This window comes from Nitrospira marina, assembly GCF_059568365.1.
This window is the reverse complement of record NZ_JCANTH010000001.1, coordinates 1,976,209-2,002,669: the sequence shown is the minus strand read 5'-3', so window position 1 is coordinate 2,002,669 and position 26,461 is coordinate 1,976,209. Positions and strand designations below refer to the sequence as shown.

Below are 26,461 nucleotides of genomic sequence, written 5' to 3'. Positions count from 1 at the left end.
ACAGAGGAAGAAGTGCAGACCTGGCTGAAAATTAGAAAGATTTTGAGATGGGAGGAAAGGAGGCTCTATCCCCTATTCTTCTTAAAACTACTCACCACGCGACCTCAAGCACTTCATGGTCTTGGTGGGGCTCCGCAATGGCGGCCAATCCTAGTCCGTCGGTGGTCTGACCATCGCGCACACACCAGGCGAGCCCTTTGCCCTCCAACTTGATGACGAACACCCCGCCCAGGAAATAATTCACGAGCCAGGCGAACGTGGGAGTCCCCCCGGTTGTGGACGCCGACCAATAGTTGGCCGACTGAACCTTTTGAAACGGATGCCCATCCGGCAAACAGAGTCCCCCACCTAAGCAAAGAATCGAATTGATATCCAGGAGACTCGATAGTTGTTCACGCATCGGGAGTGCCCAGCCTTTCCGTCCTCCCACCTCGCGGGTGGTGCAATGGCTGATGGCCCCGGCCCAGTTAAAGAAGGTCACCGCCGGGGAGGTTTCCCACACGACGCCCGTTTCCCGGTCACAGTAGGCAACGCCATACAGGACAGGGACAAACCGGTCTGCACCGGAGAATGTCTGTCCCCCCATCTTTGAGATACCGCACGGACCGATCGCGCCGGTGTCGGAGGTGGCAGACATGGTGTCGTTCACAATATCGTTGTGCGCATGCATGTCAGTAATCGGTTGATTGGGCGTATTCTCTGGTGGCGCATGTTTGGCCCAGATCACCCCTGATAGCGCCAGACACATTGCCAGCATCGCCCCCACCCCTACACCCGCAATGATTGCTCGTCGAGCAGACATTCCGTACCTCCCTGAATTCCGTAGTGCCGGCACCCCTCCTCATGTCTCCCACTGGTAGCAAACGAGAACGGCATATTGCCTTCTTAAATATACTGGAGGGGCCATACGAATGCTATCTGGTAAAACCCACACCCAATTACGGTAACACTGAAATGTGGCGAGCAAAGTGGGAGAATCGCAAGAAGTATAGTGAGGGGACAAAAGAAGCTGGGGTTCAGGCCCTGAGCGGAGCGCTTGCGTGGGGCGTCTTTTTCTTTTTGAGGGCTTCCGGGGTTTCGTCCCCGGACGACGAGCCACTTTGGTTTCGGTCAAAGTGGCCAAACCCATTTTGGCCGTGGCATGGCCCTTCGGGTGTCCTGCGCGGTTCACCGACACCGGCGGCGGGCAAACTCGCCTGGCTCAAACACTGCCCGCCTTTTCTCCGGTGCCGGTTGCACTGCTCGGCCATGCCACCAGGCCAGGAAAGCTAAAGGGCATAGCTGAATGACCCGCTGGGCTCATTCATGGGCCGCCAGATGCGGAGAGCGTCCCTCCTTATGGGCCACCCGGCAGGCGTCGAACCGTAACAAAAACCTTATCAGGGACTTCCATGAAAATTCGTTTTCCGCGTTCACATAAACCAATAGCATCTCTTCCTATCCCACACAGAGGCAAGGGCAGCGTCCAAACCCACTCAAGCTATTTCCGGTTGCAAATTGTCAACAATGGGGAAAGGAAACTTTTTGCAAACGACCACATGAACATGGCGACGAAAGGCGAAGATTCTTTTTTTTCGTTATTCCTTACTGGATGAATGTGAATCAGGGAGCGCTATAAAAGTATTCAGAAGCTCAGATCATACTCTGCGGCATTGCACTCATGGGACTCTGTTGGCATACTCCGGGTCTTCCGTTGCCTTTCACTCATCTCAATCAGGAGGTTTTACACACGACAGATCATCCCATTAACAAAAAAAAATTAAGAATACCTCACCACCATTGACCTAACCTTTGTCACCCCCTGTGAACTCGGATTGAAGAGTCGACAAAATTTTTCAAAAGTCTGTGCTCATGTCAACCTCAAAGGAATGTCAGGAAGGAATTTCTATGCCGATCCCACGAAAGAAGATTAAGATCGACCTGACTCGGGCTACGCCCACGGCACTCACCCCCGATGTACTTCAAAAACAACTGAACAACATCGGTCTCACATGCAAGTATACCGACAAAAAAATGCTGACGAAATTCATTTCCGAGGTTGAAGCCACCATACCTGACGGACTTATCCAAACCTATCAAATTCTTAAACCTGCTGAAAAAGGGGAAGTCCGTCTCAAAGGGCTGGTCGGTGAATGGGCCGAATCATCGGTCGGCAACTGGAAACCCGACACCACGGGGGCAGGTTATGCTGCCGACTTGGCATATTTGATCTACAAGGACCACTTCGATTGGCTTCATGCCAACCGACCCAGCTTTACCGGGACCCGCGCTCATGAGGATTTTAGCGAACGCTATGACTCGGTGGATTCGATCAAGGATGCCTTTTCCAGTCTGGCGCAAACCGCTTCGTCCGTGCTTATCAAGGGGCTGGACAAAGACTCCATTAAATCTGGGTTTTCCAACGTCATTAGTCCCCTGAACGATGCCTCTGCGAGGGATTACAACAAGACAGACAGTCGCGTCGTATTTCTTGTCGAGAATTACGATGGAAAATATGCGGATGCTATCGGGGTGCTTGCCGTGGATTGGCACCTGATCATCAAAGATTTCAAAGTAAAAAAAGAGGCCATGAAGCACGATACGACATTGACGATTGATGCGCGGGCGGTCCTCTACAGCGATCTCAACGTCTTGTATGCGGACCTCGCAGCCGCGATGGCCCATTTTAAAGGTCATGCATTTGGTGGTGAAGGGGGTCTACTTGACGGCATTCCCGTGAAGGATACCACGATAGAAATTTATGATAAACGCCCGCCGGCCGATGCCGACACGTTCCGCAAAAGTCTGCCGTTGCTGGCCGATTCCACAAAAGCACAGGTTCTGGTCCTCTTTTCTCCGGACCTGCAAAATATCGGAAGCATTGACAATACCCATTCCAAGGCCACGTCATCTTACGCGAAAAGCGTGACGACCGGCTTTATCTTTTCCAGCACCCAGAAGATCGACATCAGCGCATCATTTGAGGCGGGTGTTGTGCTGGTGAAGGGAAAATTCACCGTGGGATTTTCTATTTCGTTTACCGAACAATATTCCACGGCCACTACCGAGACGATCAATTTTTCGGTGCCGCCCGGCGAGAAGGCCTTTACCTATCAAGGCACGTTGCGAAGCCAGATCCTCGAACTCGATCCTGCCACGGGTTTGTATGATTACAAGGCGGAATCGCGCTTTCTGACCCCGATCATGGCGACAACTGAGGAACCGATCGCCAGCGGAGCCAAAGCCGAGATCGTGCGCTAGGTCCCCACTATCCGACCATGAGTCTGGTGGCAGATAAACCTAAATGTACTCTGGGCGCTCAGGCCCACCTATCGAGGTGGGCCTATGACCGCAAGGAACGCGTGCGATCTCTAGCGCGTTTGGGATTGACCTGTTTCTGTTCCTCACCCCTTTTAGGACTTGACCGAGGCCTCATCCGAGGTGGCAATATCTTCGGCTCCCTCATTTTTGAAGATTGTTCGGGCACGGTCCGTCGTATCGGGATTTTCTGAATGAACCGAGATCAGGATTTTGCCTTCTTTAATCTTTCCTTCATAGAGCTTGGCTTCATACTCCGGGATGCCCATGCCGACCAGTCCGCCGGTCAGGCCTCCCACCGTAGCGCCGAGTGCCACCCCGCCCAGCGCGGCCATAATCGGGCCGGCAGCCACAAACGGACCAATGCCGGGGAGCGCCAATGCCCCGATGCCCACCAGCCAGCCAAGGGCTCCACCCAACACCCCACCTGCTCCGGCTCCGGTGACGGCCCCCTCCGGAGCCTTCGAGTGCTTTTCATGCGCTAAATCTTTGGCCCCATGGGTGTCTGGAAAGAGCACAGAAATATCGTTACTCGAGAAACCCGCAATCTTGAGATTGTCGACGATTTGCTCGGCTTGCAGAAAAGTTGTCGCAATACAAAAAACGGCTTTAGCCATCTGATGCTCCTTTTCCGGGGGATAACGAGGGTATTTATTCGTTTACAACTTCTAGCAGGTTGATGACATTGTTCAGGCCGACAACTAACGTGGCCATGTTCAAAATCCGCCTTCGCTCATCATGCGTCTCCACCGGTCCTCGTAACGTAGCCTTTCCATTCAGGGTCACGATCTTAATATTGTGGGCGTTCATGGATAAGGTCTTATCGGCTATAAGTGACTGACGAATACGCCGGGTCAGCTCCACATCCTCCTCGCTCCCTTTGGACTGGTCGAAAGGAGTCAGCGTGGTGCCCTCACTGTCCCGAAGGTTTTGTTGGGAATTTTCAACTTCGGCGGACGCGACTTTGAAAGCGGTCGGGAGTGTTTGACCGCCAACGGAGGGGATCTCCAAAAACCCTGCCAGAGCCAGACAGCCCAGCACTATCAGACAACCTGTTACGTACTTCATAATTATTCCGTCATGGGGTGAAAAGAGTGGACATTAAATATTGGGTAACCGGGTCCAACCCCGTTGATGGACATATTCCTCATTTCCCCTCCCAAAGTGGGCCTAGATTACCCGACCTTTTCCGAAATGTCACCATGTTGACGGCAGGAAAATACCCGGTCGTAGAAGCACGGCAGGTGATCCATGTGGGGCTATTTCAGGATGGGATTTTGACGAGATTCACGCTCACCGGGACCTTCTGACACTCGTTCGATGGACTCTCTCAACTATATCGTTGACGTCGTCATCACCTGTGTCTTTATCCACTGTGCCCTGTTGAGCGGGAATGGTTCTCCACGCGGTTCGCAGTTCATCGCGACGTCCTTGTGGGGGTGGGTGAGTCCGGCTTCTTTTGGTCGGCTCACTGTGGTCATCACACACAGTGAAGATTTTCCATTCCTCGATTGCTATACTTCCAGCCATGCGACACCAGATCATCCCGGCAATCCTACGCCATGTTCCTTTGGTAAGCCCTATCCTGGTCCTTCTGGCGTTCTTCACTGCGCTCTGCCTCATCGTGCCGCCCGTATCTGCTCAATCAATGCAGACAGAGGCGGATCAGGGGGTATGGCAGACGGTCAAGCCTGCACCAACGATGCGGACTGAGGTGGCCGCCGCGACCTTGAACGGCAAAATTTACGTCGTGGGCGGGTTTGAGCAACCCGCCTTCGGCAATATCATTAATCTCGGGATCACGCCAGCCCTCCAGGAATATGATCCGGCCACCGACCAATGGACATCCCGAGCGCCAATGCCGGTGGGCCTGCACCATGTGGGTCTCGGAGTGGCAGACGACAAACTGTTTGTCATTGGTGGATACAGGCAATCGGGACTCAGCATCTGGCATCCCGTTGCCACCGTGTATGTCTACAATCCAGCCACGGACATCTGGGCCGAGCGCGCACCGATGCCGACCCCTCGCGGAGCCTTGTCGGTGGCACTGTACGACGGGAAGCTCTATGCCATCGGCGGCTACGATCGGAAGGCCAATAGCGCGGCAGTGGAGGTCTTCGATCCGGAGCGCAATGCCTGGACGATGCGCGCGCCGCTGCCGACCCCTCGCGATCACCTTGCAGCCGCAACCGTAGCCGGTAACATTTACGCCATTGGCGGACGCCTGAACGGCGACTATCGACAGAATCTCGCTGTCACGGAAGTCTACGATCCTGTCACCGACCGCTGGTCGCGAGTTGCAGATCTTCCGACTGCCCGCAGTGGTATCACCGCGTCCAGTGTGGGCAATCGGATATATGTTTTCGGCGGCGAACAGGAAGAAGGAACCTTTCGTGAAAACGAGGCGTATGATCCAACGGGTGATGGCTGGCAGACCATGGCCCCCATGCCGACAGGACGCCACGGCCTCGGGTCAGCGGTAGTGAATGACCGCATTTACGTCATCAGTGGCGGGCCCACACCGGGAGGCTCCTTTAGTGTTGTGAACGAAGTGTTTACTCCGCCGGCATCCGTCACCTCCACACTTCCCAAACCATGAGGGGCGTCTCAAACTGCCGGGGGCTGGCCGTCATGAAATTCGAGATGACATTTTTTTACACAGCATCATATAATTTGCCCATAAAAAAAGAAGTGCCTCTGTTGACAGGACTGTGTTGAAGGGTTTGAAAGGAGAACGTATGGAGTGGAGAGCGAGTCATATTCTCGTAAAGGAAAAAGGGTTAGCCGAAGACCTGAGGAAACGTTTGAAAACCGGAGCTAAATTTGCCGACCTGGCGAAGGAGTTTTCGACCTGCCCCAGCGGTTCCAAAAGTGGTGATCTGGGATGGTTTGGTCCCGGCAAAATGGTGAAAGCCTTTGAAGATGCGGTCAAACGCCTGGGACATGGCAGTCTGAGTCCGGTTGTCAAAACCCAATTCGGATATCACATCATTAAAAAAACGGGTCAGAAGGAATAACCTTCCTGACTGAGACCTCTTCCGCAATTCATACAAATCATTTCGGACAGACGTCTTGAAAATTTCTTTGCCGTACATGTTCGAGGATCATCACCAGCAAGGAGGCGAGATGAAACAAAGACTTTGTGCGCAAGTAATCATGGCGTTTCTCGTTTTTGGCCTGGCACCGGTCCAGGCCTGGGCCGAGGCCATCGTCATCGGGACGGTCAGTAAAAGTCCATTGTCCGGCTCGGCTCCCGGCGGAACAAGCACGCTCGATGTCAAAACTCTCGCACCCGATGCTTTTGCGACGACGTCCGCAAATCAGTGGGCGCTCGGCGGCCTTGTCTTTTATGAGCGGAGCGACGAGGCGTGCTATATCGGCACATTGCGCACGAGTTTAAATGGTCGCCACACCGCAGAAAGCACGTCGAACAAAGCCACCAGGCCGCCGTGCACGGGTAAAAATGTTCACGACAAACAGACGATTAAATTCGACAAGGCCGATCATGTTGTTCAGTCCATCCAGGTCTGCACCACGGACAAGAAAAAGAAAGACGACAAGATTAAAGGGGCGGAGATCTGGGCCGTGCGTGTGGGCCAGGATGGAACCCTCTTCGACGCCAGCCTCAGTGACAAGTTCAGGCGCCCAAACTGTAAACGCTGGCGCGAGAAGGTTTCCTGCCCGAGCGACCAAATTGCCATTGGCATCGAAGCCTCCTGGGGCGATGGCGGTTTTGCCGGCTTGCGGCTTCGTTGTAAAGCCGTCGGACCGATGGAGTGACCAGCGGGGATGCGTCGGTTAAGCCTGCGCCTTGCCGTGGTCGATAATGGATTGACAGGTCTACGAATCTGGTCGACGATGACATCCCCGACACACGCTTCTTCAATCTGTACATACCGGATAGGTTCCCCCGGCGAATTGTGGAATGATCACCAACGTTCTTCCTTTGAAAACGACGAGAGTCCGTTCCATCATCGAATGACAGGATCTCGTGTCTGATTGGATACAGGGTCGTATCTGATTGGATACGCAATCGACCACTCAACATCTAGACCGTTTTCCATCGGCGTTCCTTTTGTTTCATTCTTTTTCTTACATTCCGCGGGTTTATCATTCGTTCTCTCAGCGGCGCGAGAGTCATCCGTCGCGCTCGCATGAATCTTGAGTTCCTGTAGGTGATGAACCGCACGTGTCCGGCAGTTGGATCATTGTCCATTTTGAATTGTTCAACCACATATAGTTCCTTCCCCATTAGCCATGAGATGAAGCTGAACAGCCATATCCGGCAGTCATCTGGTTCCAGGGAACATTCGCGAGTGACGCATGGCCTCTGAAAAAAGCGACGATTTTAAGATTCCTGTGACGGGGTTATTAATTCTGCTCACCGTGCTGGGTGGAATTTTGTTTTACCAACAACCCTTTAAAAGTGATCGGCCCGTTCATGAACAACAAAGCGAGGCGGTGATCGTTGGTGACAAGCGAGTGCAAAGCCGTCTGTGGCAGGACCCTTTCGCATCGGTAAAGGCTCATAAACACGCCGAACCCAAAGCCATTCAATCTCAGACTGTGGCTCAGTCACGCCAGGATTCTCTCACTGGTTCACAGACCACGGACCATCATAATTTGGGCATTCAGTTACATGAGATCACGAGGGCTATAGGAGAACCCACACCCACATTCAAAACCCTGATTGTCGTAACAGAAGGCACTCCCTTTGCTTCCGGAACCGAATACCGGTTACGGCATCGCTATGCGGTGGTGTCTGCTCTTGGAGAGGCGGGGTATATCCCCGAGGAAGGGGAGTTTTTCAGATATTTTTCGTGGAACCGCACAAAACTTCAAGGAAAAGACACCTGCTGGGATGAAAGTTGTCCCGGCATGGATGTGCCTCTCGAATGGTTTAAACCGGACAACCCCGGAAAAGACCACGTGCTGGTCCTCTGGGTCAAGGATCAAGATCTTGAGAAAAACCCATTAGCGTCCCTGGAAGACCTCGTGGCCTTTGTGAACGATTCGGTACCCGACTCTCCACAGGAACGAGGTCGTCACGATTATGTTGATGCCACGATGTCGTTTACGGTGTTAGGCCCGTTTCATTCCGGAACCTTACGCGCCATGATCAGTGAAGTTCTGGGAAGACATCGAATGGGGTCTTCCTCAAATACACCCACAGAGGATTCAACAGCTATCCAGTATCTTTCCTATTCGGCCACCGCCTCTGAGGCGGTTCTGTTTGAAGGCCTTAACATTGATGAGGGACAGTGTGTCAGCGAAGCTGAGTGCTGGAAGTATATGAAGTCCTTGGGTTTTGATGTGCATCGCGTCATAGGTACAGACGAAGAGCTGGCCAGGGAACTGGCAGAGGAATTACACAAACGCAACGTGGACTTTACCGACGAACCAGATCACATTGCCCTGATCGGGGAATGGGATACGCTCTACGGGCGGAAACTGCCACTGACCTTTCTTGAAGTGACTCATCGTACTCGGGATCTTGATCTTGTCACCAAGATCAGGAATTTGGGAGACGTGGACTGGCCTGATTGGGCCCATCGCTTTAGCTACCTTCGTGGAATTGACGGTGAGCTTCCTCAAAGTATGAATGCCTCTGGTGGAAAATCCGAGAGTGACGGAACCCTTTCTCAGAACCTTTTTAAAATTAATAAGGGTCTTGAACGACCGGAAGGCCCGGCCCAGTTCGATTATTTGAGGCGGTTGGCCTTGCAAATACAAGCTGAGGATCGGAGGATTCGCGAAGAGTGTCTGGACAGTGTGGGAGAAGGATCATGGCCAACCTGTCCCGGCTTTAAGGCCATCGGCATTTTGGCTGGAGATGTCTATGACAAACTGCTCCTCCTCCAAGCCTTGCGAAAGGAATTTCCCGGTGTCCTTTTCTTTACCACCGATCTTGATGCCCGTCTCTTACATCCGGGCCAATATCAATGGACTCGAAATCTTCTCATTGCCTCCCATTTCGGCCTTCGTCTTGATGACAAGGTGCAAGGGTCGATTCCCCCGTTTCGTGATGCCTATCAAACCTCATTATTCTTGTCCACGCTGCTGGCCATTGACCCCGACGCCGTGTGTCACACGGCTTCAGGACTGTTTGCTCACGGGTTATGCGACAACTCACCAGACCAACCCTCTCTTTATCGAGCGCCAAGAGTCTTCGAGGTCGGACTCACGGGTGCGTACGACCTGAGTGACGGCACCCGCTCCATCCATGTTTCACGCCCGGACTTTGAACATGGAGAGCCGGCGCCCCCTATAGGTTTACGAACATTCATCCTGCTGGGATGTATTCTGTTGAGTAGTTGGCTGATTTATGCGGCCATGAGCCGGAAAGCGGTGTTTCTTGCGGGAGCGGCGGCCAAGTCTCCCATGTTCTGGGCCTTCCTGTTTGCCGTCGTCGGTAGCTATTCCTGGCTGTTTGTGTCCATCACCCACCAACTTGAGGATGGAGAACCCTTTGTCTGGCTGGAAGGTATCAGTGTCTGGCCAACTGAGATACTCAGATTGGCGGCGTTCTTTTTGAGTCTTTGCTTTCTTTGCCGGGGATACAGAACCCTGCAGGCCAAATTTCGTCAACTTGAGGCAGATTTCGATCTCTCTCCAGGAGAATGTACCGGATGCTTCGAATGGAAAAAGTGGATGGACTTTGGTCCGGACTTTTCAAGTGGCGGCGCACCCCCTAAACATACGGTGCGTGAAACATGGCGCATCTATACATCATTAATGGGCTTACGGTGCGCAGGCTCCCGTGTTGTCGTCCAGACAGCTGTCTACCTGATTCTGTTTGCCTTCCCTATTTTTATGCTCATCGGATTTCCCACCACCCCCTGCCGGGGTGGGACGTGCTTCATTTGGGATAAGGCGATTCTTATTCTGAGTGTGGTCACCATGTGGCTCCTGGTGTTTTTTGTGGTGTATGTCACACGGCTTTGTGCCAGGATGGTGAAGTGGGTGTTACAACCAGGCGTGGAATGGCCACCTCGGAATAGAGCACGCGAACCCTGGTTCCATAGTTCTATGAAGGATGCTCTGGACAACTTTCAACACGGTCTGTGGTTTTGTGGTCAGCTCACAGAAGTGGTCGGGACCCTAATCTATTATCCCTTTATCATTGTATTGGTCATGATTGTGTCACGTTCTTCATTTTTTGATGACTGGGATCTTCCGATTAGTCTTCTTATCGTAATAGGAAGCAACATCGGGCTGGCCGTTTTTTCAGCCTTTCATTTCCGGCGAACGGCTGAAAACGCCCGGGGGCGCGTTCTCAATGAGCTGACGTCCATGTTGAGCACAAGTGCAGGCTCTACCCGAAAAGCTCAAATACAGAAGGTCATCAGCGAGGTGCAGAACTTTAGGAAAGGGGCGTTTTGCCCGTTTGCCGAACAACCCATTTTGAAGGCCTTTGCTATTCCTTCCGGTGGCTATTTCCTCATGCTGTTTATTGAATATCTTGGCAGGTGATTGGACGGGAATCCGTTGAGGAGAACAATCCCACGGAGAGCACCACAATCATACTCCCCGTGGGATTGATGGAGTGGCGTTAGGCCTCTACATTTTCCTGGGCGGTGAGGACGAACTTGCCGTCGACCAGATCGCCCACAATGCGTTGCCCATCAACCGCTTTGCCCTGGATGATCAGCCGGGAAAGCGGCGTTTCAATTTCCTGTTGAAGCAGGCGTTTCAAGGGACGAGCTCCATAGACCTGGTCATAGCCCCGCGCAGCCAGATCGGCCACGGCCGCCGGCGAGAGTTCCAGGGACATCCGCCGGTCCGCCAATCTGACCCTGAGCCGTTCCAATTGAATTTCGACGATTTGCGCGAGTTCCTCCCGTTTTAAGGGATGGAAGACCACAATTTCATCGACCCGGTTTAAGAATTCGGGACGGAAATGCTGTTGAATTTCTTTGAGCACTAAGGCCCGAATGGCTTCATAGTCCATATTCCGTTGCTGGGCTTCCAAAATATCCTGACTGCCCAGATTCGAGGTCATGATGAGCACGGTATTTTTGAAGTCCACGGTTCGGCCTTGTGAGTCGGTCAACCGCCCGTCATCTAAGACTTGGAGGAGGACGTTAAAGACATCATGATGGGCCTTTTCGATTTCATCGAAGAGGATGACCGAGAAGGGTCTGCGCCTCACCGCTTCGGTTAACTGTCCGCCTTCTTCATAGCCCACATACCCTGGCGGGGCGCCGATCAATCGGGCCACGGTATGTTTTTCCATATATTCCGACATATCGATACGCACCATGTTGGCTTCGTTATCGAAGAGGGTATGCGCCAGCGCCCGCGCCAACTCGGTTTTGCCCACGCCGGTCGGTCCCAGGAAGAGGAACGACCCGATGGGGCGATTGGGATCTTTGATGCCGGACCGGGCACGCAACACGGCTTCAGCCACCGCTTTGACCGCTTCATCCTGACCGATCACGCGTTTGTGTAACCATTCATCGAGGTGCAGCAGTTTTTCTACTTCGCCTTGGAGTAACCGGCTCACGGGAATGCCTGTCCACCGGCTGACGACCTCGGCAATGTCATCTTCATCGACCTCTTCTTTGAGCAGACGACTGGTGCCTTGTTGATTGGCCAGCCGCTCTTCCTCCTCTTTCATGGATTTTTCCAGTTTGGGCAAGGTGCCATAGCGCAGCTCCGCCACGCGATTCAGGTCATACTGCCGCTCGGCCTGTTCAATTTGCTGTTTGACGCCTTCGATCTCCTGTCGGATCGTTTGTAATTTGCCGACGGACGATTTCTCGGCATCCCATTGGGTTTTCAAGTCATTCAGCGCGGCCTGTTTGGCTTTCAACTCTTCCTCAATATGGGTTAACCGGGTGCGGCTGGCCGCATCGGTTTCTTTCTTTAAGGCCTCCCGTTCAATTTCCAACTGCAGGACTTTTCGGGAGATCTCATCCATTTCGGCGGGCATGCTGTCGATTTCGGTTCGCAATCGCGCGCTGGCTTCATCGATGAGGTCAATCGCTTTATCGGGCAGAAACCGGTCCCCGATGTAGCGATTGGACAGGCGTGAGGCTGCCACTAATGCCGAGTCTTTGATGCGCACGCCATGATGGACTTCATACCGCTCCTTTAACCCGCGCAGAATGGAAATGGTATCTTCCACCGACGGCTGATCAACTACCACCGGTTGGAACCGCCGCTCCAAGGCCGCATCTTTTTCAATATGTTTCCGGTATTCATCCAGCGTGGTGGCACCGATCAGATGGAGCTCCCCTCTGGCCAACATCGGCTTCAGCAAGTTGGCGGCATCCATGGACCCCTCCGCCGCTCCGGCCCCCACGACCGTGTGCAATTCATCGATAAACAAGAGGATCTGTCCCTGGGAGGATTGAATTTCTTTTAAGACGGCTTTTAACCGCTCTTCAAATTCCCCGCGAAATTTGGCACCCGCCACCAGGGCACCCATATCAAGCACGATCAAGCGTTTATTTTTAAGTCCCTCCGGCACATCCCCTTTGATGATTCGTTGTGCCAGGCCTTCGACAATGGCCGTTTTTCCCACACCCGGTTCTCCGATCAGGACCGGATTGTTCTTGGTGCGGCGTGACAGGATCTGCACGACCCGGCGAATTTCTTCGTCACGGCCGATCACCGGATCCAATTTTCCCTGGCTGGCCAACCGGGTCAGATCCCGACCATATTTTTCTAATGCCTGATACGTGCCCTCGGGATCCTGGCTGGTCACGCGCTGATTGCCCCGCACTTCCTGAAGGCCGGCGAGGACCTTATCCCGCTTGAGTCCCATGGAGGTAAACACGCCCCCTTCGGCCACCATGGCCAGGATGACATGCTCGACACTCAAGAATTCATCCCGAAGCTCCTTCATTTCCGCTTCCGCCTGATTGAGCACCTTGGCCAGACGCGGAGAGAGATGCACCTGACCGGGAGGCGCCCCACTCCCCTGAACCTGAGGCACCTTCTGCAGTGCTTGTTCTGCGGCATTTTTGACGGCGGTCGGAGAAACTCCCGTATGTTCTAAAATCGGGTGCGCCAATCCACCGGATTGCTCCAGCAACGCCAGCAGGAGATGTTCCACATCAATCCCTTGATGGCTTCGTCGCATCGCGATCCCCGAGGCAGCCTGCAAGGCTTCCTGTACTTTGATCGTCATTCGGTTAAGGTCCATTGGCTTCCCCCTCAATCAATAATGTATACGTCCGGAATTTGTCTCGCACTATAAAGATAATAATCCCCAGCGGGAATTCAACCCCTTAGCACGATTCACACCCGACATTCGTCTCCTTCCCTGTAACGCAACTGTCAAACGGATGGCAAAAAAAGGATATCTTGAGAAAAAAGCGTGGAGCAGCTAGGACGATGACGAACACAGGATGCGCTCGTATAACTGATGCACCGTGGTGGTATGCCGGCGATAGTCGTTCAGGAACGTTTCCGTGGCCTGCCCCACGGTTCCCTGTTTGAGGTAACCCATTCTGACGGCGCATTTGGCAATCTCGTCCGTCTTACTCGGGAGCAGATGCGTTTGAAATTCATGGACCATTTGAAGTTTGTGCTCAAGATTTCTCAAAAACACATACGACTCTTTCAGTAGACGCGCCTCCTGTGCCGTGAGTTTTTCAATGTGCCTCAACTTCACCAACGCTTTGAGTGTTTGCCGGTCACGGATTTTAGGATACGCCTGCCCCCAACGCAGTTGAAGGGCTTGCACAATAAATTCGATTTCCCGAATCCCTCCGATGCCCAGTTTGACATGCCGGTCGACTTCCCCTCGTCGAATCATCTTGGCCAGAATTTGTGACCGGAGTGAATGAATAGCCGGGAAGACCTGCCCTTCGTCCCCTGCATTCCCATACACAAAGTTTGTCAGCCCCTTGATTAAAGCCTGCCCCACACGGAGATTTCCGGCAATGGGCTTGGCTTTGAGAAAGGCCAGACGTTCCCAGGTTCGTCCTCGACCCCCATAATAGTGAAGTGCGTCTTCAAGGGACGAGGCCAACGGCCCGACCATTCCTTCCGGACGGAGACGGAGATCGACTCGAAACAAAGCCCCTTCCGCTGTGGGCTCGGTTAAGACCGCCGTGAGTTCCCTGGCCAGCGTTTCACAATACAGGGCACGCGTAATACTGGTTTGTCCCCTCCCCGCTTTGGTCTTTCCTTCGGGGGCACGGTACACATAAATCAGATCGACATCCGAGCTATAATTAAGCTCCCATCCTCCGAGTTTCCCCATGGCCAGCACGGAGAAACCGTCTCCCATTTTCCCGGTCGATGTCTCCTCTGCAAAATCGCCAAACCGCTGCGTTAACTCCCGGTTCACCAGTTCATAAACCGCCTGAATCACAGCCGAGGCCAGATCCGATAACACCGTATAGGTTTCGACCGGCGTCGCAATGCCCAAGAGGTCGCGAATGCCGATCCGGAGCATTTCGCGGCGCTTCAGCCGTCGTAACGCTTCACATTTTGCCTCAAAACTCGTCACCGCACTGAGGGCAGCCTGCACGTGGGCCTCAAGAGCCACGCGCGTCATTCGCCGTCGCAGAACCCCATCATCTTCAATCCAATACACGAGTAACGGATCACGGATAAAGGTTTGCGCCATGGCCGGGCTATTCCCGAACGCCGCTCCCAACACTTCAACCACATGCGGGACCATCGCTAAATATTGAAACAGTTGGAGCCGTTGGATACCGGAATCGACATACCGTTCCCATTCATTGATAGCCTGATCCGGGTCGGCCGTTCGCCCCACGCTGCTTAAGACCGCGGGCAGAATGGTTGCCAGGGCTTTCCGGGTGACCGGCTCACCGGCCATGGCCTGCAGATTCTGGTCCGCCCGTTTCCAATCCTGCAGACTATAGGCCTCAAGAATGTGGGCCACGTCCTGGGAGGGAAGTCCTGAAGCCAGAAGTAAGGGCGTCGGGTCGGGAAGTGAAGCAGCGGGAGGATCACCCTCAGAAGCTGTGTGTGGTGTGAAAGCGCTCATCGTCAAAGGGAAAATTATACGGAAGCGCGGCAGACCTTACAATGCAACAATTTTTCAGTATACTCGGACACCATGAACGAAGCCGAACGGATCCAGTCGTATCAAACCCAATGTCCTGATCTTCGTCCGGCCCTGATCAGAGATTTTGTCCGGCAGATGGACCCGGATTATTTTGACAGCTTTCCTCCCGCCGCTATCTTGGAACATTTAGCTCTGGCAAACCAGCTCACGTTTGAACGACCCTGTGCGATCTCGATCCGGACTCTCCCCGCCCGGCAATACCAACTGACTCTCGTGGGATATGACTATTTTTCAGAATTTGCCATGTTCTGTGGCGTCTTATCGTCCTTTGGGTTGGACATTCGCGAGGCCACGATTTTCACCTCGCTGGAGATTACATCCCCCACTGCCCTTTCCACGAAATCCACTCCGGGACACATGCCCATGGGCGGTTCTCCACAAGGGACTCGAGGGTTGACCCGAAAAATTGTGGTGGATGTTTTTCACGTGCAGGCTCTTGAAGACTTGAAATTTGGGGAACCCGAACAACGTGAGCTTCAAGAGATGGTGACGGCCCTCCTCATCCTTCTTCAAAAGAATCAGATCCGGCAAGCCCGTCGCCAGGTCAATCGACGACTGATTGAGAATTTAGAGAACATGCGGCAGAAACCAACGGAGATGGTTCATCCGGTGCACATCAGCTTTTCCAACCCGCGTGGCGGTCATGAAACTATCCTGGATATTAGCTCAACCGATACGCCGGCGTTTCTCTACACCTTTGCCAATGCTCTGGCCATGCGCGGCATCTATATTGTGAAAGCCAAGATTGAAGTCGCCAACCATCGCGTCCGCAATCGTCTTTACGTCCGCGGGCGACAAGGTGGAAAAATTCAGGGGAAAGCCGAACAACAGGAACTGCGAACGGCGGCCACCTTACTGAAAGAATTCACCCATTACCTGAGGTGGGCACCGGACCCCGGGAAAGCGCTCGACCATTTTGATCAATTCCTGGATCAATGGTTAGAGCAGGCCAATTCCCCATCGCATCTCACCAAGCTGAGCCAGGCTTCCACTCTGGAACGGCTGGCGCAACTCTTTGGCAGCAGTGATTACCTGTGGGAGGACTTACTTCGCCGACAGCATAACAATTTGTTGCCCATGATGAATCAGTACCAAAAAGGTCCCCTGATCCGGTCAAAAGCTATCCTCAGCAAGGCCATAGAGCCATTATTGCTCAAAGCTAAAACTCCCGCCGACAAAAAGCAGCGTTTGAATCAATGGAAAGATGAAGAACTGTTTCGAATCGACATGCGTCATCTCCTGGAGAATAGTCCGCTCCCGCAATTTTCCCAGGCCCTGACCAATCTCGCTGACGTCATTCTCAATCAGGCCCTTTTGCATTCTCAACAGGCGATCAATCCCAAATCCTCCCTCACCGCTTCGCCGTCGATGGCCATCTTTGGATTAGGGAAACTCGGGGGAGGCGAATTAGGGTATGCCTCCGATATCGAGATTCTGTTCGTCTATCACATGCCGGGCAAACCACCGCGCGGTCAGACCGCGCGGGTATCATCGGATTATTTTGAACGCTGGGCACAGGAATTTCTCCAATGGATTGAAGCCAAACAGGAAGGCATTTTCCACCTGGATACCCGGCTTCGGCCGCATGGGGAGAAAGGGCTCCTCGCCAATTCCCTGGAAGAAATTCAGCGCTATTATACTTCAGAGGGCGGAGCCGCCCCCTTTGAACGACAAGCCCTTATCAAGCTTCGATTTCTTGCCGGCAATCGTGCAGTCGGAAAAGCCGTTGAGCAACATCGTGACCAGTTTGTCTATGCCCCCGACCCATGGGATCTGCAGACCGCCCTCCACCTTCGTGAACGGCAGATCAAGGAATTGGTCCGGCCGGGAACTACGCATGTAAAATACGGAGCGGGTGGCCTCCTTGATGTGGAGTATACCGTGCAATATCTTCAACTCATGCGCGGACACGACCTTCCCTCCATTCGTACTCCCAATACGCTCGAAGCCATCGATCATTTAAGCGGGGAAGGCCTGTTCAGTCTTGAGGAGGGGGCCCAACTCAAAGACCACTATGTGTATTTCCGACAACTCATTGATGGACTGAGAATTGTCCGTGGCCATGCCCAGGACCTTGTCCTGCCCCCATCCGGTTCTGATGAGATGGTTTTTCTCGCTCGCCGGCTCGGGATGCTCACCACAAACTGGCTTCAGGGGGCCGAGGATCTGGAGCATGCGATCCACTCCAGGATGAGAAACATTCACGAACAATTTCTTCGACGGTTTCCCAAACGCTAACGCCCGGGCATCAGAAGGCATGACGTCATCCCTTCATTGAATACCCGGGCGCTAGGACACCCACCGACCTTTCCCGCAGACTGGCGGAAAGGTTCACGTTCAACGTTTACACATCATAGTACATAAAATATTCATACGGGTGTGGCCGGACTCGAATGGCATCGATTTCATTAGACCGTTTATAGGCGATCCAGGCTTCAAGCAGGTCCTCGGAAAACACTCCGCCTTTCAAGAGAAATTCATGGTCATCCTCAAGCGCCTTTAAGGCCTGGTCCAGACTCGAAGGCAATGAAGGAATATTCCCTAATTCCTCCGGTTCTAAATCATACAGATTTTTATCCATGGCTTCCCCTGGATGGATTTTATTTTGAATCCCGTCCAAACCGGCCATCAGCATGGCACTGAAGGCCAGATACATGTTGCAGGAAGGATCTGGGAATCGAACCTCAATGCGCTTGGCTTTGGGACTCGGCGAATACATGGGAATGCGGATGCCCGCCGATCGGTTCCGGCTGGAATAGGCCAGCAACACCGGTGCTTCAAAGCCAGGGGTCAGGCGTTTGTACGAATTCGTAATGGGATTGGTGAGCGCGGCCAGGGCCGGACCATGTTTGAGTATTCCACCAATATAATATAAGCACATCTGCGAGACACCCGCATATTCCTTCCCGGCAAACAGAGGCTTCCCGTCCTTCCAAATGCTCTGATGCGTATGCATTCCGGTGCCATTATCCCCATAGAGCGGCTTGGGCATGAAGGTCACGGTTTTGTTGTGCCGCCGCGCGACATTGCGCACAATATATTTGTACATCATCATCTGATCGGCCATCTTGACCAGGGTATCGAATCGAAGGTCAATTTCGGCTTGTCCCCCTGTGGCCACTTCATGATGGTGTTTCTCCACCTTGATTCCGGCTTTTTCCATTTCCCGGCACATCTCCGACCGGATATCCTGTTGGGAGTCGACTGGCGAGACGGGGAAATAGCCTTCCTTGTGGCGCGGCCGTGACCCGAGGTTCTCTCCGTCTTTCCCTGAATTCCAGATGCCCTCTTGTGAATCAACAAAGTAGTAACCGGAGTGACTGTTTTGATCGAACGACACATGGTCAAAAATAAAAAATTCGGCTTCAGGGCCCCAGTAGGAAATATCTCCGATTTTCGTGCTCTTAAGATATTGTTCCGCGCGATGCGCCACTCCACGGGGATCCCGCTCATAGATGGTCCGGGTAATCGGATCTTGCACGTCTCCAATCAGGCTTAACGTGGGAATTTCCATGAATGGATCCAGACAGGCGCTATTCGGATCAGGCACGATCAACATGTCGCTATTTTGGATCATGCGCCAGCCACGGATAGACGATCCATCAAATCCAGAGCCTTCCTTAAAGAGATCCATCGTTAACTCTGATGTCGGAATCGAAAAATGCTGCCAGGTCCCCATCAGATCGACAAACTTGACGTCGACCATTTCCACCTTGTTCTTTTTCGCAAAATCCAACACTTCTTTCGCGGTCATTCAATACCTCCTTCGCCAGCACAGCTGTTTATAAAAGTAACAACACCCTCATCTCCTCAACCAATAGCACGCATGCATCCGACGTGGATCGGAAGCCATGCCCCGTTCCACCCCATCATGCCTTCTCCCACACCTCCCTGTTAGGAATAGGCCCGTTCGTTGTGTTGACTAAGATCCAGCCCCATTTCCTCGTCCTGGGCGGAGACTCTCAGTCCCACTGTCACATCCACGATTTTAAGAATGAGATAGGTTCCGATGACAGAAAACGCCAAGGTTACCAAAGCCAATACCACTTGTATACCAAACTGTCCGGGGTTTCCAAAAAAGAAACCCTGGGCCCCGATGGAGGCAAACAACCCTGTTGCTAATATGCCCATAAAACCGCCCACACCATGAATACCCACGACATCAAGCGAATCATCATAGCCGAGCCGCATTTTCCACACGACCGCGATATAACAAACGGTGCCGGCAACCAGACCAATCAGAAGGGCTGCCATCGGCCCGATAAATCCTGCAGCCGGCGTCACCGTGGCCAAACCCGCGACCACTCCACTGGCGACCCCTAACACGGTTGGTTTTCCCCTATGAACCCATTCGGCCACCATCCAACTGAGTCCCCCGGCCGAGGCGGCCGTATGAGTGGCAAGAAACGCCGCCGCGGCCACGCCATTGGCTCCTAGCGCACTCCCCGCGTTAAAGCCGAACCACCCGAACCAGAGGAGTCCCGCACCCAGGACGGTCATCGGCAAATCATGTGGAGGCATCGGCTCTGCACCAAATCCCTTGCGCTTCCCAAGCATCACCGCACAGACCAAGGCTCCGAACCCGGAAGAGATATGGACGACCGCACCTCCGGCAAAATCCAACGCCCCAAGCTTGGCCAACCACCCGCCACCCCACACCCAATGGGCCAACGGGGTATAGATTAGAAGGGACCATAAGACGGCAAACATGAGTAAGGCTTTAAATTTCATCCGCTCGGCCACACTGCCGGTAATCAGGGCGACGGTGATGGCGGCAAACATGAGCTGGAAGAACATAAAGACTTGATGGGGCACGGTCGACGCATACAGCGGACTCGGATCCAATCCCACACCATTCAGACCCACCCATGCCAGGCTGCCAATGAACCCTCCAACATCAGGACCGAAGGCTAAACTGTATCCACACAGCACCCAAACCAGGCTAATGACGCACAGAATCACCATCGTATGCATGATGGTTCCAAGCACATTTTTTTTGCGAACCAGCCCGCCGTAGAATAAGGCCAGGCCGGGAAGTGTCATACACAACACCAGCGCCGAAGACATCAAGAGCCAAGCCGTGTCGCCCGTATCAATTGTCGGCGAATCCTCTCCTGCCCAAACAGCAAAGGGTTGAGTCAAACTCAGGCCAATCACCAGTCCGGTCAATCTTCCCATCGTTGAGCGTGGAATCAACAGATTCATTTCCCCTCCTCGAGTAAACACGTGATGTAGTGGGATGCCAATGGTCAGACCGCTCCTTCGCCCGATTCCCCCGTACGAATACGGATAACGCTATGTAAGTCGGAGACGAAAATCTTTCCATCCCCAATACTGCCGGTTTTGGCTGCACGCATAATGGCTTCCAGAGCCTCTCCCACTCGTTCATCGGCCAAGGCGATTTCCAGTTTAATTTTTGGAACGAATTCAATCTGATATTCAGTGCCACGATAGGTCTCTTTATGACCTTTTTGACGACCAAATCCCTTCACCTCGGTGACAGTCATGCCCTGAATACCCAACTCGATCAACGCATCTTTCACTTCATCTAACTTAAAGGGTTTAATAATGGCTTGAATCAGCTTCATAAGAACCATCCTTCCATTGGATTAAAACACCTGAATATCGCTTTCCGTCGTCGCGGGCAACAGACTCTCCCGACCGCCCCTGCTCTCGAACCATGACATCTCTTTTGTCTGAATTACCCATAGGCCCGTTCCCGATGTTGGGTCAGATCACATCCGAGCACTTCATCTTCTCGAGTGACACGTAATCCGATCGTGCCGTCAACGAGTTTGAGGATGAGATAGGTGCCGACAAATGAGAACGCCCATGTTGCGCCCACTCCAATGACTTGGATGACGACCTGCGAGGGGTTGCCGAAAAAGAGCCCGGTACCTCCACCCATGCTCGCAAATAATCCGGTGGCCACTGCCCCCCAGGTTCCTCCGATTCCATGGATGCCAAGCACGTCCAAGGCATCATCATAGCCCAGTTTATTCTTTAAAAATACACCGAGATAACACACCACGCCTCCTCCAAAACCAATCACAAGGGCCCCGATGGGCCCCACATACCCGGCAGCCGGGGTGATGGATACCAGACCCGCGACGGCACCGCTGGCTGCGCCCAACACGGTCGCTCTTCCTCGATAGAGTCCCTCCACGCCGACCCAGGCTAACGCTCCCGCGGCCGTCGCCACATGAGTGGCCACAAAGGCACTCGCCGCAATCCCATTGGCTGCCAACGCACTTCCGGCGTTAAATCCAAACCATCCGACCCACAACAAACTGGCCCCGATGACCGTAAACGGCAGGTTATGGGGGCTCATATTCTCGGTACCATATCCGTGGCGTTTTCCTAAGACAAGCGCGCAGGCTAACGCAGCCACCCCCGAACTGATGTGGACCACCGTCCCACCGGCAAAATCCAAGTCACCCAGTTCTGCGAGCCAGCCACCTCCCCACACCCAATGAGCCAGAGGCGCATAAATGAACGTGACCCACAACACGGCAAATAAGGCAAAGGCACTAAATTTCATTCGCTCGGCTATGGCTCCACTAATGAGCGCCACGGTAATCGCCGCAAACATAAGCTGAAACACCATAAAGGCCAAATGGGGAATCGTGGAACCTTCAAGCGGTTCGGGTCCCACCCCAATCAATCCCAGCCAATTGAGCCCGCCAATGACGCCTCCCACATCCGGCGCAAACGCGAGGCTATACCCCCAAAACACCCACACCACACTGACGAGACAGACGGCAATAAAACTATGCATCATTGTGCTTAATACGTTTTTACTCCGGACCATCCCGCCATAAAACAACGCCAACCCGGGTATGATCATGGCCAGCACCAAGGCCGAGGACATCAACACCCAAGCCGTGTCGCCGGCATTGAGTTCCGACACTGCTCCATCTTGAGCCCACACGAATGCGCTCAACCCGTTCAAGACCAAAACAGACATGACTGCGGAAAATAGGGCTCTACTGGCCGCGTGAATATAGACCTTCATCGTCTTTTGCTCCTTTGACCTCTTCATTAAAAGAGGAAAATGGCTTCAACCGCCAGTGTCTGTTGGTTATTAGTCAAAGTATTTTTTCCATCTAGAAAGACATTTTGATTTGATTTGTCATATCGAAATTCCAATCGGGTGATCAGCGACGGAGTCGGCTTATATTGAAGGGTCACCGTGTTCTCCCAAAGGGTTTGTGCGATCGGAGCTGACACGGCACAGACATTCGCATTTCCACCGGATCCGGCCGTTCCCAAACAACTCTGATCGCCTCCGGCGTCCTCCCAAATTTCTCCACGAAACCGAAGGCCCCATTGTTCATTGAAATCATAAATGGCATACCCCGCGACACCATCCCAACGGGCATTGCGACCCGAGCTGATGGCACTTCCATTTTCCTGATTGGCATAATACGCTTCCACCACAAAGCCTAATTGATCAGTGGCCTGGTAGGTCGCATACCCGCCGACAAGAACCCGCGTGCCTGACCCGGATCTCGTATTAGAACTCTCTTTTCCAACAATGCCATACACATTCAATCCAAGCGCTTCAGTGGGGCGATACGACACTAACCCCTCCACAGATTTCGCCGTGTTATTATCCTCTGTCAAACCCGTATAAGAATTGAGAACACTCATTAACACTGAAACCTGTTCGTTGACGGCATACGCCAGACGAAGGCCGGTGATCGTAAACGGCTGACCCAAACCAAACAACCAGGATCGGGAAAAATTGTTATTGTAAGGACTCTCAATGACTTCATAGCCCACCAAGGAATTCATTCGTCCAATCCGAATATCCAATCCGTTGCCGATGGGGGCGACATATTGGACATACATTTCCTGAAAATCTATATCATCCCCGGTTCGCCCACCCGTAAATTGCGCATCCTCCCCGACATCTAATTTCAGTCGAAAGCCGGCACGCTCGACGATATTGCTGGCGTTGGTCGCTTCCTTTTCAAAGACCAATTGCGCCATATTGGGTCTGAAAGAATTGGCATCCCCGTCAAAGATCCGTAAATCATTGGCATTGGCCCCGGAATTTTTGGGAAAGTTGAAATTTTGAGTATAGGAGGCCTCCACATACCCATAGAGTTTGAAATCCTCCTTGGTTAACACCGCCGCCTCACCGACGTTCGTTCCGCCAACCACCACAAGCAGCGCAAGACCAAGGCCCAATAGCCCTCCACGCCTGCGAGCCTTCTGTGAGTGGTGAAAGGTGATACCAGGTATTAGGTCTCCAATCATGTAGCCCTCCGTGTTTTTGAGGTCGCACTCGCCCTACCACGACCAGGAATTTTCCGACTCCACCTTCCCCCAATAATGATCAGCCACGCTTCATTGACGAGACTCTATTGATTTTCCCAAGGACAACGAACCGGCATGAGGTCAAAAAGGCAAAAAAAAATCCCCAACCAATTTCTTTGGCTGAGGACTTCATTGTCCGCGTTCTATTGTTATGGGAGGTCGACCATGGGACTTCGTTGTCCTTGGCGACCTATTTTGGATTTTTTACCACCCAAGATACCATGTGTCAAGGGAGAGACATCAAAATAACCCCTGATGGTGGAAAAACGGCGCCTCGCAAAAATCCTACAGCTGAATTCTTTCTCACATTCTTCAGCCGGGGTATAAGAAACATGCCAACGCTCTCCCTTCCAGGCTTGCCAACCAGGCTTGCCAATGCTCCAATCCCTTGAAAGAATAGGCATTCTACTCTGGCTCAGCTCCTTAATTTGCCTGAGGTGGATACAGGCTTTCAAGGAACTGACTCATTTCTTTCTCTTTAAGGAGGTCATAGATGGAATCTTTTGGTTTTGAAAAGCTTACTCCCTTTCTCGCAGCCAAGTCGGTGGTGATGATGGAGGCCAGCTTGCGGCTTCTCCTTATCCTGGTGGTTACCTATGTTGGGATACGTGCCGTCCGGTTCGGCCTGCACAAACTCGAGATCTTTTTACTCAGAATAAAAGAAAACGATGATAAGAACCGGGTGGCCGCTGAAAAACGTGTTAAAACTCTCATCGGCTTGCTTCTGACGATCGGCCTGACCTTGGTCTGGGTCATTGCCGTCGTGATGGGGTTGGATCAAATCGGGTTGGACATCACACCCATTATCGCCAGTGCCGGCATTGTGGGTCTTGCCGTTGGCTTTGGCGCACAAAATCTGGTCCGGGATGTCATTAACGGATTTTTTATGATTTTAGAAAACCAGGTACGGGTTGGAGATGTGGCCGTGGTCAATGGAACCGGGGGCTTAGTCGAATCCATCAGTTTTAGAACCATTACCCTTCGCGACCAGGCAGGAACCGTCCACATTTTTCCGAATGGCACCGTCACGACTCTTTCCAACATGACCAAAGATTGGTCTGCCTATGTCATGAATATAGGCGTGGCCTACAAAGAAGACACTGACCGCGTGACGGCAATTATGCGAGAGGTCGGAACAGACTTACAGCAAGATGAGCAATTGGGCAGGAAAATCCTGGAACCCATTGAAATATTGGGTGTAGATGCCTTTGGAGAATCAGAAGTCGTGATTAAAGCCCGGATCAAAACTATGCCCATTGAGCAATGGGGAGTCGGGCGAGAATACCGGCGGCGCCTGAAAAAAGCCTTCGATCAAAATGGAATTGAAATTCCCTTTCCGCATCGCACGCTCTATATGGGAGAGGCCAGCCCGCCATTTGTCGTCAAAAACATGTTGCCTGCGACTGAAAGGTCAACGTCTTAATCATGGGGCATTAAGGACTCGACGCCTTACTCTGGTGGAGAAAATGGAGCCTTTTGGTGGGGAAAGGCTTTCCAATAGCCTCTCGCCAACAAGCCCCACCCCACAAGAAAACACAGCCCTCCAAAAGGAGTGATCATCCCCAATCCACGTGCACCCGATAGGGACATGACATACAGGCTTCCTGAAAACAACACGATGCCCAGGAAAAAGGCCCAACCCGCCCACCTGAACTGGCGAAGGGGAGCATAAACCAGACTCAGTCCGGCACTGAGCATAGCCAGGGCATGGATCAAATGATACCGCACACCGGTTTCAAAGACCCCCAACATCTGTTCAGAAAGAAATGGCTTGAGTCCATGTGCGCCAAAGGCGCCAATCGCAACACCAAGGAAAGCCATCAGCGCCCCACTTATCAGTATTTGCCGTGCCATACTTTTTATCCTTTTATGGTGAAGGGGACCTCATTCATGGTGAACTGGTTGTCGGATAGATCCGTCCCCATTGAATCTTTTGCCAAACTCGCTCATGAAGCCAATATAAAAAAATTTTCGTGACCAATTCGGTTAATCCCACCGACGCGGCAAGAAGGAGTTCTCCAGAAAAAATAAACACCAAAAGGGTGGTATCCAACGTCCCAACTGCCCGCCAACTCACACCCTTCACCACACTACGCCAATGAGTTTCCATAGGTTCCTCTTATCCTTGATCTTGCCGCGTGAGAACAGCAAAAATATTGACTAAGATGAGTTTTTCGACGGTTTTTTTTTCTTCTGCGTTGCACCTGGAACCGGTTGTGTTTTCATAGTGGGGACTCCCCCTCCCGGTTTGGAGAATACAAAATCTTCAAGGGTGTAATGATCAAGGACCGATGCAATGGCGTTCCGCACATCCAGCATGATGCGCTGAATCGGACACGTCGCCGTTGCCGAATGAGGACAATCCTGGCATTTTTGATACGCTGTCTGACTCACACAGGCAATCGGTGCAAGAGGGCCATCCAGAAGGCGAATAATCTGCCCCAAGGTGACTTCGCGGGGCGACTTAATTAAATACACCCCGCCATGGGTGCCCCGACGACTTCCAACCAGTCCTGCGTTTTTTAAGGACAACAAAATCATTTCCAAAAAACCCAATGGAATATTCTGCCGCTCCGCCAGGGATTTCCGTTGCACGAGTCCCTTCCCGAACTCCTGAGTCAGCTCCATCATGGCCCGCAAGGCATATTCGCTTTTTTTAGAAAATCGCATAATACTACATAAAGTTAACTAATATTATGCACAATTAACATATATTGGGTTAGGTTGCTAGACAACACTCCGGGATTTTATGAGGGATATGGGAAAGCGGGGGGAGAATTTTCGATG

The 26,461-nt window shown here is 52.6% G+C and carries 21 protein-coding genes; 8 read left to right on the top strand and 13 right to left on the bottom strand.

Annotated elements, in window-relative coordinates; all coding sequences use genetic code 11:
- Positions 1 to 91: 91 nt before the first annotated feature.
- The gene (locus tag LX98_RS08165; protein WP_496428433.1) at positions 92 to 802 is read right to left on the bottom strand and encodes an Lcl domain-containing protein; all 711 of its coding nucleotides are present in this window, start codon (positions 800 to 802) and stop codon (positions 92 to 94) included.
- A gap of 238 nt (positions 803 to 1,040) precedes the next feature.
- On the opposite strand from LX98_RS08165, the gene LX98_RS08160 reads away from it, so the two are divergent.
- Together LX98_RS08160 and LX98_RS08155 are read left to right on the top strand one after the other, a co-directional pair.
- Positions 1,041 to 1,289, top strand: coding sequence for a hypothetical protein (locus tag LX98_RS08160; RefSeq protein WP_496428432.1), 249 nt, complete (start codon positions 1,041 to 1,043; stop codon positions 1,287 to 1,289).
- A 598-nt stretch (positions 1,290 to 1,887) separates the two neighbouring features.
- Positions 1,888 to 3,240, top strand: coding sequence for a hypothetical protein (locus LX98_RS08155; protein WP_496428431.1), 1,353 nt, complete (start codon positions 1,888 to 1,890; stop codon positions 3,238 to 3,240).
- A gap of 152 nt (positions 3,241 to 3,392) precedes the next feature.
- Here LX98_RS08155 and LX98_RS08150 read toward each other — a convergent pair whose 3' ends face one another.
- Together LX98_RS08150 and LX98_RS08145 are read right to left on the bottom strand one after the other, a co-directional pair.
- Positions 3,393 to 3,914 carry a DUF3341 domain-containing protein gene (locus LX98_RS08150; protein WP_496428430.1) on the bottom strand — a complete coding sequence of 174 codons (522 nt, stop codon included), beginning with the start codon at positions 3,912 to 3,914 and terminating at the stop codon, positions 3,393 to 3,395.
- A 34-nt stretch (positions 3,915 to 3,948) separates the two neighbouring features.
- Entirely contained in the window at positions 3,949 to 4,365 is a 417-nt protein-coding gene (locus LX98_RS08145) for a BON domain-containing protein (protein WP_496428429.1), read from the bottom strand.
- A 460-nt stretch (positions 4,366 to 4,825) separates the two neighbouring features.
- On the opposite strand from LX98_RS08145, the gene LX98_RS08140 reads away from it, so the two are divergent.
- From LX98_RS08140 to LX98_RS08125, 4 genes are all read left to right on the top strand, one after another.
- The gene (locus tag LX98_RS08140) at positions 4,826 to 5,896 is read left to right on the top strand and encodes a Kelch repeat-containing protein (RefSeq protein WP_496428428.1); all 1,071 of its coding nucleotides are present in this window, start codon (positions 4,826 to 4,828) and stop codon (positions 5,894 to 5,896) included.
- Positions 5,897 to 6,035: 139 nt separating this feature from the next.
- Positions 6,036 to 6,314 (top strand): peptidylprolyl isomerase, encoded by a 279-nt coding sequence (locus tag LX98_RS08135; protein ID WP_312641696.1) that lies wholly within the window; start codon positions 6,036 to 6,038, stop codon positions 6,312 to 6,314.
- Positions 6,315 to 6,369: 55 nt separating this feature from the next.
- Positions 6,370 to 7,077, top strand: coding sequence for a hypothetical protein (locus tag LX98_RS08130; RefSeq protein ID WP_496428427.1), 708 nt, complete (start codon positions 6,370 to 6,372; stop codon positions 7,075 to 7,077).
- 543 nt (positions 7,078 to 7,620) lie between these two features.
- On the top strand, positions 7,621 to 10,770 hold the full coding sequence (locus LX98_RS08125) for a hypothetical protein (protein ID WP_496428426.1): 3,150 nt from the start codon (positions 7,621 to 7,623) through the stop codon (positions 10,768 to 10,770).
- A gap of 79 nt (positions 10,771 to 10,849) precedes the next feature.
- Here LX98_RS08125 and clpB read toward each other — a convergent pair whose 3' ends face one another.
- Positions 10,850 to 13,450 (bottom strand): ATP-dependent chaperone ClpB, encoded by a 2,601-nt coding sequence (gene clpB, locus LX98_RS08120; protein ID WP_496428425.1) that lies wholly within the window; start codon positions 13,448 to 13,450, stop codon positions 10,850 to 10,852.
- Between the two features lie 183 nt (positions 13,451 to 13,633).
- Positions 13,634 to 15,268 (bottom strand): [protein-PII] uridylyltransferase family protein, encoded by a 1,635-nt coding sequence (locus LX98_RS08115; RefSeq protein WP_496428424.1) that lies wholly within the window; start codon positions 15,266 to 15,268, stop codon positions 13,634 to 13,636.
- A gap of 72 nt (positions 15,269 to 15,340) precedes the next feature.
- On the opposite strand from LX98_RS08115, the gene LX98_RS08110 reads away from it, so the two are divergent.
- Complete coding sequence (locus LX98_RS08110; RefSeq protein WP_496428423.1) at positions 15,341 to 17,587, top strand: [protein-PII] uridylyltransferase family protein; 2,247 nt, start codon at positions 15,341 to 15,343, stop codon at positions 17,585 to 17,587.
- A gap of 106 nt (positions 17,588 to 17,693) precedes the next feature.
- On the opposite strand, the gene glnA is transcribed toward LX98_RS08110, so the two are convergent.
- The 5 genes from glnA to LX98_RS08085 all read right to left on the bottom strand — a co-directional run bounded on the left by glnA (position 17,694) and on the right by LX98_RS08085 (position 23,614).
- Entirely contained in the window at positions 17,694 to 19,103 is a 1,410-nt protein-coding gene (gene glnA / locus LX98_RS08105; protein ID WP_496428422.1) for a type I glutamate--ammonia ligase, read from the bottom strand.
- A 140-nt stretch (positions 19,104 to 19,243) separates the two neighbouring features.
- Positions 19,244 to 20,527, bottom strand: coding sequence for an ammonium transporter (locus tag LX98_RS08100; RefSeq protein WP_496430580.1), 1,284 nt, complete (start codon positions 20,525 to 20,527; stop codon positions 19,244 to 19,246).
- Between the two features lie 71 nt (positions 20,528 to 20,598).
- Positions 20,599 to 20,937 (bottom strand): P-II family nitrogen regulator, encoded by a 339-nt coding sequence (locus tag LX98_RS08095; protein WP_496428421.1) that lies wholly within the window; start codon positions 20,935 to 20,937, stop codon positions 20,599 to 20,601.
- Positions 20,938 to 21,050: 113 nt separating this feature from the next.
- Entirely contained in the window at positions 21,051 to 22,364 is a 1,314-nt protein-coding gene (locus LX98_RS08090) for an ammonium transporter (RefSeq protein WP_496428420.1), read from the bottom strand.
- 26 nt (positions 22,365 to 22,390) lie between these two features.
- The gene (locus tag LX98_RS08085; RefSeq protein ID WP_496428419.1) at positions 22,391 to 23,614 is read right to left on the bottom strand and encodes an outer membrane beta-barrel protein; all 1,224 of its coding nucleotides are present in this window, start codon (positions 23,612 to 23,614) and stop codon (positions 22,391 to 22,393) included.
- Positions 23,615 to 24,167: 553 nt separating this feature from the next.
- Here LX98_RS08085 and LX98_RS08080 point away from each other — a divergent pair.
- On the top strand, positions 24,168 to 25,097 hold the full coding sequence (locus tag LX98_RS08080; RefSeq protein ID WP_496428418.1) for a mechanosensitive ion channel domain-containing protein: 930 nt from the start codon (positions 24,168 to 24,170) through the stop codon (positions 25,095 to 25,097).
- A gap of 26 nt (positions 25,098 to 25,123) precedes the next feature.
- Here LX98_RS08080 and LX98_RS08075 read toward each other — a convergent pair whose 3' ends face one another.
- Genes LX98_RS08075 through LX98_RS08065 form a run of 3 tightly spaced genes read right to left on the bottom strand, consistent with a single transcriptional unit; the run spans position 25,124 to position 26,344 of the window.
- Entirely contained in the window at positions 25,124 to 25,528 is a 405-nt protein-coding gene (locus LX98_RS08075; RefSeq protein WP_496428417.1) for a DUF423 domain-containing protein, read from the bottom strand.
- Between the two features lie 34 nt (positions 25,529 to 25,562).
- Positions 25,563 to 25,784, bottom strand: coding sequence for a DUF2061 domain-containing protein (locus tag LX98_RS08070; RefSeq protein WP_312641722.1), 222 nt, complete (start codon positions 25,782 to 25,784; stop codon positions 25,563 to 25,565).
- Positions 25,785 to 25,834: 50 nt separating this feature from the next.
- Positions 25,835 to 26,344: an Rrf2 family transcriptional regulator gene (locus tag LX98_RS08065; RefSeq protein WP_496428416.1), complete on the bottom strand. Its 510-nt coding sequence runs from the start codon at positions 26,342 to 26,344 to the stop codon at positions 25,835 to 25,837.
- Between the last annotated feature and the right edge of the window lie 117 nt (positions 26,345 to 26,461).